This is a genomic window from Pseudomonadota bacterium (genome assembly GCA_018817425.1).
In the GTDB taxonomy this organism is placed as follows: Bacteria; Desulfobacterota; Desulfobacteria; order Desulfobacterales; family RPRI01; genus RPRI01.
Map to the genome: position 1 here is coordinate 1 of JAHITX010000053.1, position 14,180 is coordinate 14,180.

The following is a 14,180-nucleotide window of genomic DNA, read 5'->3' on the forward strand; positions in this document are numbered from 1 at the left end:
CCAGTTTCAAAACGCCCCATTTTGGCCGATCTCTGCGTTGGGCTCAAATTTCAATCCTCGAAATACTCAATGTATTCCTGTGGTTGAAATTTTCGCCCGCCTTGAGCTTGACCAAACTGAAACGTTTTGAAAGTGGCTCAATAGAAATATTTATAATAAGATCTATCAGGCAATTGATGGATTAAATTGCTGTCTATTTCATAAAAATATTCGATTGATTTTGTGTTATGTTTTTTAATAATATTTTGCTTTTCAAAGTTGGATAAATGATGATGCGCTATTTGTTCGGCAATGTTAGTACTAATTATCGAAGCACCATATAATACCTGGTAAATGTTTGATAAATAAATCTTAATAATGCTTTTAGTCCTTTTTTTCCTTTTACCCTGGATAGTCCTGACAAAACTTCTAAAACTAAAGATAACTTTGTCTTCAACCTTCTTTCCAAAAGATCCTACTACTTCAGCCAATATTATAAGTTTACCATCTTCTGAAAAAAGCCACTCTTTTCTTTGTTCATCTTTTTGTTCCTTAAACCACATAAAGACAAACCATGTTGCTGAAATAAAGAGAACATATAATAAGATTGAATGAGAATATATAAATTCAAAGAAAGGTGCTAAAATAGTATTTTCACTTAATGTTTTAGAAAAGATAATCAATGCTGTACAAACTCCGGTAATTGTCCCGGAACTGATTTTAAGCGGTTTATAGAAGCTAATGATTTTTTTATGTAATTCATTCTTAACGTAAAGTTCAATATTGGGTTGCTGATTTTCTTTTCCCGGGGCTATAGCATGAAAAACAGCTTTTATAATATCAGTCATTTGGTTTACTGAAACTAAAGCATTTTGCTCGGAGCCAAGTATATTTAAATCTTTGATTGCACGCTGGATATCAATGTATTTTTCTTTTTGTTCTTCCGTTTCAAAATCGCCCCCACTTATTTCGGGATGTGATTTAGCTAAGAGTTGAATAAGAGCAGAACGGACATTGGAAACATCTGTTTCATCAACTTTAAGATTAAAGTGCTTTATAATATCTTCTACTGAGTCCCATTTCATTTTTACACCTTTTTACTTTAAATAAATTGCTATGCTTTCTTAAACAAATACCACACTTGTTAAAAAGGATGCAATATAAGATTATCAGTGTAATAGGGTAACCGCATTTGGAATTGATGGTTTTGTACAAACACTCTAAGCCGTCATACCGGACTTGATCCGGTATCCAGAACCTGATAAAATTACCGGATAGCGCTAAAGGTTAGCGCTTACGCTTCACTATGTGTCACTTTCGCGCCCTACCCTTCTTCGCAGGAATGACGTTTGAAAGTGGCTCTACAGCATCTGTATCTTCTCAAAATATTCCTTGATGCTGGCTACTGTTAACTTAAACATCCGTGAACCCGCCATTACTGCGAATATGTCATCAACGTTTCCACAGGTCCGGGCGAATTCCGGCCCAATAATAACAGCTGGTTCAGGAGCGCCCGGCTGTTGTCTCATAGCTTCTATATACATTTCAAGACGGTCTTTTAATATTTGGAAATAATCAATTTTATGACCAATCATAAGATCAGTTGCTTCAGATATACTTTGCGAATACTGATAAACCGCTTTCCAGTACAATTCTGCAAGTTGATTTTTGTATGTGGAGTTTTCAAGAAAAAAAGTGATACTCCATCCGCTGCTTATAAATTTCAATATCTGGAGTTCGTATTCGATCGTTTCCCGTTTGATGTCAGCCTCTTCAGGCAATAGTGACATAATCGATTTTAAGTCCTCACGATCGAGAGCAAAATTAAACAGATCTTCTCCGGCTTTTTCGATTCCTGATTTTTCTTTTTTTGATTCTTCCATAAACTCCCTTATAAAATAGCAAATCTCTCACTTAATGCTTTGGTTTGGCAGTTTCTTGGAAAGATTTATTAAACGAGGTGTTTAATGTTCAACTATTTTGTTTGACTCATTTAGCTGTTTTAATATAGATTCTATAAAATTTTACTGTAAAATTAAATCGGGATTATGTCAGAACAAAATATAAATTTCAAATACAATCGCAATTATGAGAAAGCAAAGCAGAAAATTCTCAAAAAAAACGGGACTACTATCTCTCAGATTTTAAACAAGATATCGCCAGGTTCGTCAGTTTTGGAATTCGGAGCTTCAACAGGGTACATGACACGGTTTATGCAGGAGGAATTGAACTGTGAAGTTTCAATTATAGAATTTGATAACGAGGCAGGAGAATTTGCTTCTAAATATTCGGTTAACACATTCATTGGTGATATTGAAGATTATGGGTGGGAAGAAAAATTTAAGGGTCATACATTTGATTATATTCTTTTTGCCGATGTGCTTGAGCACCTGAAAGATCCTTTGCAGGTATTAAAAAGATCTGCCTGTTTTCTTAATCCACATGGAAATGTCATTATATCCTTACCCAACTTGGGCTATAACGGGGTTTTAGCTGATTTATGGTTAGACCGATTCAATTATCGTGAATTAGGATTGCTAGATTCTACACATGTTCGTTTCTTTTCATATGAATCAGCCAAAGAGCTTATAACACAATCAGGTTTGTACTTAAAAAGCATCAACTTTAAAAAAGTCAAATTAAAGAAAAGTGAATTTAAAAAAGGGTGGGATTCTTTGCCTTTATTAATAAAACTTTTATTGAAACTCAGACCTAAAGGACTGGTGTATCAATTTATTATCGAAGCTGAATATATAAAAGGATAAATATTGTAATATTATCCACATCTTATAATGCTTTTTTACAAATAAGAGATAAAGTTAATGGCTAAAGTATCTGTGATAATCCCCACATATAATTTATGCGACATGCTATATGATACTATTCAAAGCGTCATAAATCAAACGGAGAAAGACCTGGAAATAATCATCGTAGATGATGGTTCAATTGATGAAACAAAAAATACCGTTAAACAAAGTGGTGATTCAAGGATAAAATACTTTTACAAGGAAAATGGAGGTACCTCGGCAGCCAGAAACTATGGTCTGGAACGGGCAAGTGGTGAATTTATTGCTTTTCTTGACCACGATGATCTTTACCCGAAAAATTTTATAGAAAAGATGGTTGCTGCTTTAGAGGCAAATCCTGAATTCGGTCTTGCTTACGGCGGACTTGATGTAATCCTTAAAGACGGAAAAACAAAGCGTTTCTCCGGTGGTCATCAAAAGTCAGGAAATCTTACAATTGATTGTTTTAAAAAAGGGTTTGTTTATACGTCTTCTTCGGTAATGAGAAAATCCGCTCTTTTTGATTGCAGATATGACGAGCAACTGAAGCAGTCATATGAAGATGCGGATTTTTTTTTGAGACTTTCATTAAAAACAAAGTTTATATTTGTTCCTGACACCAGCGGTATAAGGCGTGAACATTTTGAAAACCTTTCCGGCAAAGTAGGTATCAGGCCAACAAGGATTTTAGTTCTGGAAAGATTCTACTATAACCTTGGAGGTAAAATTATTGTACCAAAAAAAACGGCATATAAAAAACTTAGCCACGCATGTAGAAAAGTTGCTAAATATTATTTAAAAGAAAACATGCGAATTGCCTCCATATCAATATATAAAAAGGCTATCAAATATCATCCTGCCGACATAAGGCTATATATAGAATTGTTAAAAGCCGTTATGCTGCGAAAAGATAACTGCCCAAGTTGGTGTATGCCCAGACCCTTAACAATACCTATCTCATCAGTTGCTGCAACGTGATAAATTAAAAAAAATTATAACCTGTTTAAAGATGACCTGTCTGTTTGCACCCAAATAACAGCCTTCTTAGGAGATCCAGTGTAGGTACATTCTGCAAAAGAAATTTCATCAAATGGTTCTAAAGAGGATGCCTTAACCCTTATACCAAGATTGTTCAGCCGAATTGTAAACGGTGTCATTTTTAAATGCCGGTCTATATTCATCAGTACTTCGGTTACATGTTTGAGATGACTTTCAGGCGTGTCAGGGTTTCTTCCAATCACTTCTATTTCCCGGTTAATGTCATTGATAATCTGCTTTGCTTCACTGGCAGTTTTATTGTTGTCCGGTTTCTCCGGGTTATACTTTTTTTCTCCCGATAGCTTTATCTTAAGAATGGCCTGCTGTATTTCAAGCTCTTTTTCCAATGATTTCAGATCTGCAATCTCCTCCAACTCATGAAGAAACAACATGACAAGTATTCGGTGTTGCAACTCTTTCTGCGCGGTTTTCAGATCCGGCTGAAGTACTACAATCCTGGGCTCTTCAAAAGATACTGATTTTTGCAAAACATCCTTTTGAACAATTTCGCCGATACTCTCTACTCCAAAATGAGTCTTTTCCTTATATTCTAAAATTAACAGGCCGAAAAGTTTATCCGAGTTATATTGTTTATAGGCATTTTGCATACTGTGGCAATTGTCAAACCACCGTAAAAATTCATCATGGCTTGTGAAGATGGCGTTTGTTACCGGAGAATTTTCCCAGAGTTCCGGATCAAGGATTATTGGGCCTGGAATTTGTGCAGTCATTGCAGTTATTGTTTCCAGAGCGAGAAGAACAGGCTTTTTTAGCTTACTGAGATACTTTGGAACCAGTGGGATTTTGGTTTTGGTTTCTGAAAGAATCCTGTTAATTTCATTAATCAAGGCCTTTTCTTGCTTTTTGTGCTCACTATGAACGGCCAGTTTCCTTAAGAACCGGTTATGCCAGTTTTTAAACGAACTAAAAAGATTAATTCCCATTATCCGACCTTTGCGGGTGTGCCCGCAGTTTGATTGTTGATAAAAACTTTAGCGCTATATTTTGTTTACAAAACTTTTTGAGTCGTTTATTGGCAACAACTTTAAAAGTAAAGTGAGTCTAAAATACTTTCTGATTATCCAAATTGCTTCCTGTGTTCACATTCTTTAAAAAGGGGCGATTTGCATTTTCGGCATTCGGGGTTATCAATGTTTGACATGATTGTTTTGATGGCTTCTGTTTCCGATTCAAAAATATGATCAGCCCCAATACTGTCGAGGTATCCTCCCCGCTTAAGAAAATCCCTGGCATTTTGTTTGAGGCCACAAAGGTATAAATCGCCGCGAAGACCTCTTCTGCGACTGGCTTCATTGACCAGCATTTCGGCACCGGTGATATCAATAAAATTGATTCCGCAGGCCACAATCAGCAGATGGCTTTTACGGGGGAGTTGTTTGTCAATGGCCTGAAAAAATTCCACGACATGGTTCACCGCGCCAAAAAATAGGGGTCCGTCAACGCGGATGATTTTAAACGCCGGACACTGAGAATCGCCCTGGGCAAGATATTGCCCGCGGGAATCCGGATTGGGGATAAGGCTAACGACCTCAGGATGGGCGGTACGGCTAAGATACAGAAACAGGGACATCAGTACGCCGCCGTATATGGCAAATTCCAGATCAAAAATCAGGGTGGCGGAAAATGTGGTAAGAAGGATTGCTGTTTCATGTTTGCTGGTTCTGATAATACTTCGGATATTATGAAAATCAATTAGGTTAAATGCTACCAACAGAATCACTCCGCCCATTGCAGAGATTGGCAGGTATTCGGTTAACGGTGCTATAAGAAGCAGGATCAGTGCCAGGAACACGGCGGAAAAAACCGCGGACAGTGGTGTCATCGCACCGGCATGATAATTAATTCCGGACCGGGTAAATGAACCGGAACCCGCGTAACAGGAAAAAAAACTACCGAAAATATTGGACAGCCCCTGGCCGATAAACTCCTGATTGCTGTCGATAAGCTGGCGGGATTTTGCCGCAATTGAACGTGCGATTGAAAGGGCTTCGATAAGACCTATAAGTGCTACCGGAAACGCTTTGGGCGATAGTAATCTTATGGCATCTAAGGAAAAATCCGGCATTGAAAATGGCGGCAGATGGCCTGGCAGACTTTCCATCAACCGGATATTGTGGGATTCTGCACCAATAAACACAGCAATCAGACTGCCTATGACCATGGCAATCAGCAGCCGCGGCCAGCGGGGCCGGTATATTTTAAACAGCACGGCGCAAGTCAGAGTTCCGGCGGAAACAATCATGGCATAGGGGTTTATACCTCTGATTTCCCTAATAATATTCATTAATTCGGCAAAAAAGGATTCTGATCCCGGAATATGGAGACCGAACACATGCTTTATCTGGCTGGTGGCAATCAGTATAGCAGCCCCGGCCGTAAATCCTACAATCACGGTATGGGAGACAAAATTCACCAAAATTCCCATTCGTGCCAGGCCGAATGCTAACTGAAAAACACCGGCCAGAAAGGTGAGAGTGATGGCCAGCCGGATATATTCCGCTGAGCCGGGGGCGGCGATGGAACTAAGGGAAGAAAGAATAACAATGGAAATGGCGGTAGTGGGCCCGGATATCAGGTGCAGGGATGAACCGAACAATGCGGCGACCAGGGGAACCACCATAGCAGTATATAAGCCGTATTCCGGGGGCAGCCCGGCAATCATTGCAAACGCAACTCCTTGGGGCAAAACTATAATTGCACCTGTTAATCCCGCTATAAGATCTGCCCGAACCGTATCCCATCCGATGAAATTCCACCAGCGCATAAACGGGAAGATTTTCCGCAGATAAGTTATTGCCGAATTCGGCGTGTTTTGAAATCTTTCAAATTTCATATATCAATCTTCTATATGATGCGGGACAATGTTGATGTGTACTTTTTTAGTACCCGCAATATCTTTGACCAGGCGGTTTACTTTTGTACTGATCCTTTTTTCATCAACGAGAGATCCACGGATACTGATATAAACAACCCCCTTTCCGGCATCAACAGTTGCTTTCGGGAATTCATTTACCAGGGCAGCCTCTGCCTGGGCACTTAGTGACATATTGTCAAGCAGCTCCCGGCTTTCAGGAGTTGTCCGGAAACATGAGCGCTCAAGTATATGAAGGATGGTTGAAACTGCGTCTTCCACGCCCATGGTCTCCAAATGCAGGGTAATGTCGTAAAACCGCTGGTCCCATGTGTCTAAATTGTAAAGCGCCATGCTCCACTTTCTGCGCTCGGCATCATCTTTGACCAGTATTTGACGGGCCTGCTCAGCCGAAATATTTTCGCGTTTCATTTCTTCGTTTACCCGGTCTTCCAGATTGGCGATAATACGAACTTTCAATATATGCGGGATTTTCTGCACAAAGACTTGGCCGGCCAGGCCGTGATAAACAAGATTATCCTTTTGCAGGCGTTTTAAAAAAGCCGCACGGAAGAATGCAATATATCTTTCCTTGCCATAGGAAAAGCGGTCAAGAACAGATGGTGCGTCATGGATTGCCCGTACAAGCTTTATTTCCGGGATATTGAACTGCTCGGAAGCTTCGAGGATAATTTCACGGGAAATACATTCATAGCCTAATGCTCCGGCCAGCTTTTCAGCAATTTCCTTTCCCCTGCTGTAAGATCCTCTGGATATTGTAACAATTGACATGATGTTCCTCTCTTCAAAGCGTCTGCATTGTCGATTGGGGATGTCCTGTAATAGATAAGATATTGCTTTTATAAGTATAAAGTATAAAAGAAAATGATAGTATGTCAAGACAATAGTGCCTGCCACAACTTGTATCGAATTGCATCAAATATAAAATTAAGAAAAATTAAAGAAATAATTTTCTTTGCATATATGGCGTATCTTGGTACAAAAGCAATTATGAGCCGTTTTTTAGCAGAAAATGAAACTGTAATTGATACTCATACAGGTTTAATGTGGGCAAAAAATGCTTCTTTGTTTGATTTTCCTATGAGGTGGGAAGAAGCATTAAATACTATTAAAGAAACCAATCTTTCAGGACTTTATGGTTATAACGACTGGAAGCTTCCGAATCGTAAAGAATTGTTCAGCCTCATAAGCCATGAAATGATTAATCCAAGCATTCCCGCGGGTCACCCCTTTACTAATGTATTTCCCGGATACTACTGGACATCTTCAACTTGCGTCAGGTTGCCAAACCAGGCATGGTATATTCATTTAGGCGGAGCAAGAGTATTTAAAGGAATGAAATACGGTTCGTATATGGTCTGGCCGGTTCGCATTGCAGACAATCATAGCAAAAGCAAAGTGTTTCAAACCGGACAAAAAAATTGTTTTGACGAAAGTGGAGTTATTATAGATTGTGATAATATGGGACAAGATGGCGAATGCCGGTCCAGCTTGCGATTTCCCAAACAACGGTTTACAGAAAATGCTAATTCTATATATGACAATGCTACTAACCTAACATGGATGAAGGATGCAAATTTAAATAGGAACGCAGTAGATTGGAAGTCGACTTTTAACCTGATATTACAAATAAACAGGGAAAGCAAATACGGCTACAATGATTGGCGGGTTCCAAATATTCTTGAATTAGAAAGCTTAATAGATTTAAGCCGGCATTCGCCGGCATTACCGGATGAGCATATGTTTAATGATGTTCAGGACTTCTACTGGTCTTCAACAACAAGTATGTATAATGTTGATTACGCGTGGGTTTTATATATGATAGACGGTATAATAGGAGTGGGATATAAACCCTTATCGGAATTTTATCTCTGGCCTGTAAGAGGAAATGAAATAAATACCGTTTGATAACATCTAACAAAATGAATATTTTAGATAAAATAGTTGATTATACCAGGGAGAAAATTATGAATTATAGAATTAAATTGCTCTTTTTAAGTATTTTGCTGGTTATCTGCGGTTGTTGGGGCGCAATTGTAATACATCCTGTTGGTTTGGATAAACAGGAAACTATAAATCAGGACAGTATTATTAAAGAGAATTTAAGTGCAATAGGAAACTTTTCTGAAAAACTGTCCGTTAATTTGATAAACATTCAGATAGATAAAAGTAATCACACATATTTGGAGACGATGGGGACATATTTTCAAGTTAATTATAACGAATTCACGGGATATTTTATTGATGGTCTTTCAAAAGAATTAACAAAAAGAGGGGCTGTTGTGTCGGCCGATAGCCCGAATAAAATTCATATTAAACTAAGCGATTTTAGGATGTCGTATAAAACTACAATAGGGCGTATATATTTTTTAATACATGTTTCCAGTGAAGATAAAAAATGGGAGAAAACTTACAATGGTTCAGGAACAAGGAATGCAGGTGGCAGTATCCTGCTGAGTTCCGTTGTATATCAAAATATTCGGACTCTTTTGGAAGATTCTGAATTTTTGAAACAACTTAAAATATAACTGTTTGTAGCGAAGGCAATAAAGAACCCGAATCGACTTTTAGCCCATGTAATTTTTTTTAACGGGCCAGGGCAAATTCAATCTTATGTTTTTCCTGGTCGCTCCACACAAATAAGCTGAATGACAGTGCTATATATATTCCTGAAGAGGATTTTCCAACAAAATCTTAATTTTCAAAAATCAAGGAGAAATCTCTTATGACCTATCGGGAAATGCAGCAAATGCTCTTTTTAGTTTCGGCTGGAAGTAGCTTGATGAAGATCTTTTCTTATTCAGGGTTTATCCTTATGTTTCATTGCAGGGTTAACATCTTTTCCAAATGCTTTTCCTTTTTTCCGTTTATCAGTATATGACATCTCGTTAAACTCTGACTCTTTCTTGAGCGTGAAATAATTTTGATAGCGTTCCTGCTGTAGTATGCCGCCTTCAATTGCCTTTAAAACTGCACATTCAGGTTCATTCGTGTGTCCGCAATTGTTGAATCGGCAATTCACTGATAATTCCTGGATATCATCGAAGTTGTCATCTATTCCTTCGATAGCACCCAAAATGCCTACCTCTCGCATTCCCGGCGTATCGATTAACATTGCGCCCTGCTCAAGAACAATAAGTTGACGGCGAGCAGTAGTATGTCGTCCTTCTCCGGAATTACTTACCGTTCTTGTTTTCAATGTGTCATGGCCGGTGAGTTTGTTAATTAGCGTAGACTTACCAACTCCTGAGGAACCAACAATACAGTGTGTTTTTCCAAAGCTCATAATTTCTTTGACCTGGTCTAAACCAGCTCCGGTTACATTGCTGATAGCAATAATTTTGGCGTTAATCCCAATATCAGTAATTTCTGAGATTAATTGTTCCAGTTCATCTGCACTGACCAAATCTGTTTTGGTCAGAATTAGCAATGGTTCAACACAACCTTCATTTGCCATCACCAGATAGCGTTCAAGTCTGCTCACATTAAAATCATAATGACAGGATTGAACAATGAAGGCTAAATCAACATTTGCTGCGATCATCTGAAACTCGGTGTTCTTCCCGGCAGATTTCCGACGCAGAAATGATTTTCTTGGCAGCATCTTATGGATGCTCGCGAAATTATCAGTATCGTGGTAATCCACACAGACCCAATCACCAACGCAAGGCATATCAATTGTTGATTTTATAGAATGCATGAATTTGCCGGTTGCCTTGGCAGGTACTTCTCCCTGCTCATTCCTGATGGTATACCAGCCCCGATCAACCGCCGTTACCCGGGCAATTCGCTGCTCAGGTTCACATAGTTCACTGGCCTGGTCTTTAAACCAACGGTCAAAACCAAGTTCGACTAATTCCATGGAAGTAATTTCCGGGTTTCAGTCTTTATATGTATCCACTCTCTCATGTTTGTGTTTATGGGGTGCCTTTAAACGGATTTTTGCGGTTGCTTATCCTTCGCTTCTTTGACCTTTTGGTTATGTTTCTTAGTATTTTGTTTCTTGCTCTTGTCCTTATCTTTCTTGCCGCCCTTGTCTCCCATTGCTCGCTCCTTTCATATTGTAAGTTTTTCCCCGCCGTGTATGGCGTCGTCGAGTACAATCTGTACAATCTTTAGATGCCAGAAAAGTCTTCATTTGCGATTAAAATATGCAGCATAACTGACGTTGATCTATTTTGTCTATTTGCCTTGGAAATGCTCTGTTTGAAAAGAAATACTAATATACATTAGTCTATATAAATAAAAAATATTGTCAATAGTTTATAAGCCAATGTTTATAAGCCAATGCCGTTGAATTAAGCGGGTTGCCTGTATGCTGAATGAATTTTTTTATTTCGCTTTTTGATGTTGCGTTCATAACTTCTTCCCGGTCTGACTGATTCAAGACAGGGTCGCATCTTAATTATTAAATGTTTGTAAAGGAGTAAAAAGAAAGTGGCTCAGATGATGAATATCTATTGAACTCTAATAATCAGATTTGTTCTCAATAACCCAGAACCACAAGGAGACTTTTTCTATTTTTCAGGTCGCTGCCATACAGATTACACCCGTTTTAGGAGACGTTCGGACTAACTTGAAAAGAGGAATTCAATTTATGCGGCAAGTATCCAATGACGCGGACTTAATTGTTTTTCCTGAACTCTGGACAACCGGATACTACTTATCAAAACAGGCTTTTCAACAATTAGCCGAAACACAAGATGGACCGACAATTAACACCCTTAGAGAAGAAGCCTTGAGGTCAAATTCAGTCATTATAAGTTCTTTTGCGGAAAAGGACAGTGAAGGATGTCTGTATATTTCGGCTACTATTATTGATCAAAAAGGGGAGTTGCTCGGTATTGTTCGTAAAAGCCTTTTATGGAGTCGAGAAAATGAAATATTTGAGATGGGGGAAATCAAGTATCCTATCTTTCAAACAATACATGCTAAAATTGGTGTTTTAATCTGTTATGAAATGGAATTCCCAGAACCATCCAGGCTGATGGCTTTAGAAGGGGCAGAACTGATTGTTTGCCCTTCTGTATGGAGTGTGGCGGCTTCCAGGCGATGGGATATTCAACTGCCAGCCCGTGCTCTTGATAACACTATTTTTATTTTGGGGGTCAATACTGTTGGAAATAATAGTTGCGGTAAAAGTAAACTCGTTGGGCCAATGGGTGACATTCTATCAGAGGCTTCTGATTCCAGAGAGGAAGTATTGTTAAGAGCTGTCGATATCAAATCTCTATATTGGGCTCGCGATGAAAATCGATACCTTGAAGATTATCGAACGAAGTTGACACCAGGTGGTAAAAAAATTCCCATACCCATTATTTAATAACACAAAATTATTATTGGAGGCCATATTTGATTAATCTGCATGAAATTGAAAAAAAAATCAATGACGTTGATACAATGCAAATCTTTACAACCGATCTTAATGGCAGACCTGTAACCATACAGGTTCATGTAGGGGATATCGAAACATTTTTCAAAAAAGGAGTCGGTTTTGATGGAAGCTCTGTCCCTGGCTATGGGACTGTGGATGATAGCGATAAATTATTAATTCCCCTTCCGGAAACCTTTAGAAAAGTTGAATTTAAACAAGAAACACTTGGCTTTCTAATCGGTAAAATTAACGAAGAATATGGTGAGCGATCCCTTCTTGATCCAAGATCATTATTGGAAAAAGTGGTTAAACAAGCTGAAGATGAATTTGGTCTTTATTTTTTAACTGCTCCTGAACATGAATTTTTTCTATTAACCACGGATGAATTCAGCAAAGATAGCCACACAGACAATGCAGGTTATTTCCATGCTGATCCCCGGGATAAAGGCGAAGTAGTAAAAAAAGAAATTGTTGCTGTATTAAAAAGATGTGGCATTCAGTTTGAAAAAATGCATCACGAGGTCACTCCATCTCAACACGAAATCAACCTCGGTGCGCTCGATCCAATCAAGACAGCAGATAGAACCATTCTTTTTTCTTACATCACCAAACGAGTTGCTTATGCACATGATTTGCACGCTACGTTCATGCCCAAACCATTTAACGGTCACTATAGAAACAACAGAAATGCAAAAGTCAATTGGCAATTTACGACTGAAGATGCCAGGATAAAACTCTCTCGGCTTTATCCGACACTTGATGAATGACATGACACTAAATAACTATTTGATGGTTTAGCATAAGATGATCTGAAATTTTTCATATATCTTACCTCCTAATGATTTCTATGATTTTAAGATAAAACGAAAAATCATACTTCACACTTCCGTTTACACACACCTCAAATATCTATCGTTTTAAAGTAATAAAGGGAACTGTTGGGACAATGCTGTAGCAGAATCTTTTTTCGGTTCGATAAAAACCCAACTTATTCATCACTGTAGATTTCAGGACTTTGTTGAGGCTGAGCAGGCAATATTCAGATACATAGAAATTTACTACAACCGGTATAGGAAACATTCGACAAATGGTTATAGGTCTCCAACAGATTATGAGCAGGAATGGTGGAATAATAAAAAAGCGGCTTAACTTATATTCCAGAAAATTGTTGCAGGATCAGTTTGCTTTTCGCCTTAAATACGAAAGGTAATGCAAACGGCCCAAAAACAATGCCCATTACCAACCAAAAACTCTTATTGGCGTTCCTCTTTGAGGCAATAAAATATAAAAGCGCCCCAAAGAATGCAGTAACTAAAAGCAAATATAACATAATGTGTACTCCTTAATGCTATTTGATTATCGAGAAACCTAACGTAAGGGTGAGCAGACCGGCCACCCAAACAGCATTTAAAAACGTGACGAGTTCCAGTCTGCTCGACCCGATTGTTGGCATTACGGCTTGGAAGACTTGATAGCGCATACACGTAACGTCTGACGGTTACGCTCTGCTATGGCAAGTCGTTTTGCTTGGCGCTCGCCGTAACACAAAACGGAAAATTTTCGCTTACGACCGATACCATCTTCATTAGTCCATGAAGCGAGCCAGAATGCTTCTCGGCGGCCAGTGTTGAGATTGGCGAGAACCTCATATCGGCCAACACCAGGAATGCCAGATGTATTGTTTCTGCGAAGACGAGCCCGGACCCAGATTTGATGTTCATAAGACGAGTGCTTAAGGAGAAGTGAGTTTCTATATTCCACGGCTGCTTTCAATGCCTTTCGCTTTCCTCCATAGACGCCATCAGAGAATGTCTTGACGTTGATTTTACCCTTTCGTTGCAGCGTAACTCGCCATCCGTAGGTTCGGCTTGCCTCGTGGTCTATGCGGATGATGTTCCGGGAATGTTTCATTTTTTCTCCGCCAACGCATTGCTCACGGGGCGCGCGCTTTTTGCGCTCCCGTGCAGCAAATTGTGTACGCCCGGCATGGGCGTGAATTTATGGGGTGTAAGTTATATATTAAAATAACAATAGAACATATCCCCACACGTAGTATAAAAATAATTTATTATCGCGCAGATAAACAAATAACCTCCTGATAAGATAAATA

General features: G+C 38.9%; 14 protein-coding genes. 7 read left to right on the forward strand and 7 right to left on the reverse strand.

The window, feature by feature from the left end:
* Positions 1 to 137: 137 nt before the first annotated feature.
* Positions 138 to 1,064, reverse strand: a complete 927-nt coding sequence (locus tag KKC46_09585; protein ID MBU1054066.1) for a hypothetical protein — start codon at positions 1,062 to 1,064, stop codon at positions 138 to 140.
* A 276-nt stretch (positions 1,065 to 1,340) separates the two neighbouring features.
* A complete protein-coding gene (locus tag KKC46_09590; protein MBU1054067.1) occupies positions 1,341 to 1,862 on the reverse strand; it encodes a hypothetical protein in 522 nt (173 codons plus the stop codon).
* Between the two features lie 165 nt (positions 1,863 to 2,027).
* Here KKC46_09590 and KKC46_09595 point away from each other — a divergent pair, with 165 nt between their 5' ends.
* Positions 2,028 to 2,744, forward strand: a complete 717-nt coding sequence (locus KKC46_09595) for a class I SAM-dependent methyltransferase (GenBank protein ID MBU1054068.1) — start codon at positions 2,028 to 2,030, stop codon at positions 2,742 to 2,744.
* Between the two features lie 57 nt (positions 2,745 to 2,801).
* The gene (locus tag KKC46_09600) at positions 2,802 to 3,743 is read left to right on the forward strand and encodes a glycosyltransferase family 2 protein (GenBank protein MBU1054069.1); all 942 of its coding nucleotides are present in this window, start codon (positions 2,802 to 2,804) and stop codon (positions 3,741 to 3,743) included.
* A gap of 14 nt (positions 3,744 to 3,757) precedes the next feature.
* Here the strand turns inward: KKC46_09600 and KKC46_09605 are convergent, their stop codons facing one another.
* From KKC46_09605 to KKC46_09615, 3 genes are all read right to left on the reverse strand, one after another.
* Positions 3,758 to 4,747, reverse strand: a complete 990-nt coding sequence (locus tag KKC46_09605) for a hypothetical protein (GenBank protein ID MBU1054070.1) — start codon at positions 4,745 to 4,747, stop codon at positions 3,758 to 3,760.
* Between the two features lie 134 nt (positions 4,748 to 4,881).
* A complete protein-coding gene (locus KKC46_09610; protein ID MBU1054071.1) occupies positions 4,882 to 6,657 on the reverse strand; it encodes a SulP family inorganic anion transporter in 1,776 nt (591 codons plus the stop codon).
* A 3-nt stretch (positions 6,658 to 6,660) separates the two neighbouring features.
* On the reverse strand, positions 6,661 to 7,467 hold the full coding sequence (locus tag KKC46_09615) for a cytidylate kinase-like family protein (GenBank protein ID MBU1054072.1): 807 nt from the start codon (positions 7,465 to 7,467) through the stop codon (positions 6,661 to 6,663).
* Between the two features lie 219 nt (positions 7,468 to 7,686).
* Between KKC46_09615 and KKC46_09620 the strand changes: the two genes are divergently transcribed.
* Both KKC46_09620 and KKC46_09625 read left to right on the forward strand, forming a co-directional pair.
* A complete protein-coding gene (locus KKC46_09620; protein ID MBU1054073.1) occupies positions 7,687 to 8,604 on the forward strand; it encodes a DUF1566 domain-containing protein in 918 nt (305 codons plus the stop codon).
* A 59-nt stretch (positions 8,605 to 8,663) separates the two neighbouring features.
* Positions 8,664 to 9,224 (forward strand): YajG family lipoprotein, encoded by a 561-nt coding sequence (locus tag KKC46_09625; GenBank protein MBU1054074.1) that lies wholly within the window; start codon positions 8,664 to 8,666, stop codon positions 9,222 to 9,224.
* A gap of 272 nt (positions 9,225 to 9,496) precedes the next feature.
* Here KKC46_09625 and rsgA read toward each other — a convergent pair whose 3' ends face one another.
* Entirely contained in the window at positions 9,497 to 10,558 is a 1,062-nt protein-coding gene (rsgA, locus tag KKC46_09630) for a ribosome small subunit-dependent GTPase A (GenBank protein ID MBU1054075.1), read from the reverse strand.
* 657 nt (positions 10,559 to 11,215) lie between these two features.
* On the opposite strand from rsgA, the gene KKC46_09635 reads away from it, so the two are divergent.
* From KKC46_09635 to KKC46_09645, 3 genes are all read left to right on the forward strand, one after another.
* Positions 11,216 to 12,019, forward strand: a complete 804-nt coding sequence (locus KKC46_09635; protein ID MBU1054076.1) for a nitrilase — start codon at positions 11,216 to 11,218, stop codon at positions 12,017 to 12,019.
* A 29-nt stretch (positions 12,020 to 12,048) separates the two neighbouring features.
* The gene (locus KKC46_09640) at positions 12,049 to 12,837 is read left to right on the forward strand and encodes a glutamine synthetase beta-grasp domain-containing protein (GenBank protein MBU1054077.1); all 789 of its coding nucleotides are present in this window, start codon (positions 12,049 to 12,051) and stop codon (positions 12,835 to 12,837) included.
* A 208-nt stretch (positions 12,838 to 13,045) separates the two neighbouring features.
* Entirely contained in the window at positions 13,046 to 13,219 is a 174-nt protein-coding gene (locus KKC46_09645) for an IS3 family transposase (GenBank protein ID MBU1054078.1), read from the forward strand.
* Between the two features lie 303 nt (positions 13,220 to 13,522).
* Here KKC46_09645 and KKC46_09650 read toward each other — a convergent pair whose 3' ends face one another.
* Positions 13,523 to 13,981 (reverse strand): AP2 domain-containing protein, encoded by a 459-nt coding sequence (locus KKC46_09650; protein MBU1054079.1) that lies wholly within the window; start codon positions 13,979 to 13,981, stop codon positions 13,523 to 13,525.
* Between the last annotated feature and the right edge of the window lie 199 nt (positions 13,982 to 14,180).

What these genes read in the sequence shown, in the direction of transcription:
- KKC46_09585 (MBU1054066.1), bottom strand. Translation starts at nt 1,064, where the DNA reads ATGAAATGGGACTCAGTAGAAGATATTATAAAGCACTTTAATCTTAAA.
- KKC46_09590 (MBU1054067.1), bottom strand. Translation starts at nt 1,862, where the DNA reads ATGGAAGAATCAAAAAAAGAAAAATCAGGAATCGAAAAAGCCGGAGAA.
- KKC46_09595 (MBU1054068.1), top strand. Translation starts at nt 2,028, where the DNA reads ATGTCAGAACAAAATATAAATTTCAAATACAATCGCAATTATGAGAAA.
- KKC46_09600 (MBU1054069.1), top strand. Translation starts at nt 2,802, where the DNA reads ATGGCTAAAGTATCTGTGATAATCCCCACATATAATTTATGCGACATG.
- KKC46_09605 (MBU1054070.1), bottom strand. Translation starts at nt 4,747, where the DNA reads ATGGGAATTAATCTTTTTAGTTCGTTTAAAAACTGGCATAACCGGTTC.
- KKC46_09610 (MBU1054071.1), bottom strand. Translation starts at nt 6,657, where the DNA reads ATGAAATTTGAAAGATTTCAAAACACGCCGAATTCGGCAATAACTTAT.
- KKC46_09615 (MBU1054072.1), bottom strand. Translation starts at nt 7,467, where the DNA reads ATGTCAATTGTTACAATATCCAGAGGATCTTACAGCAGGGGAAAGGAA.
- KKC46_09620 (MBU1054073.1), top strand. Translation starts at nt 7,687, where the DNA reads ATGAGCCGTTTTTTAGCAGAAAATGAAACTGTAATTGATACTCATACA.
- KKC46_09625 (MBU1054074.1), top strand. Translation starts at nt 8,664, where the DNA reads ATGAATTATAGAATTAAATTGCTCTTTTTAAGTATTTTGCTGGTTATC.
- rsgA (MBU1054075.1), bottom strand. Translation starts at nt 10,558, where the DNA reads ATGGAATTAGTCGAACTTGGTTTTGACCGTTGGTTTAAAGACCAGGCC.
- KKC46_09650 (MBU1054079.1), bottom strand. Translation starts at nt 13,981, where the DNA reads ATGAAACATTCCCGGAACATCATCCGCATAGACCACGAGGCAAGCCGA.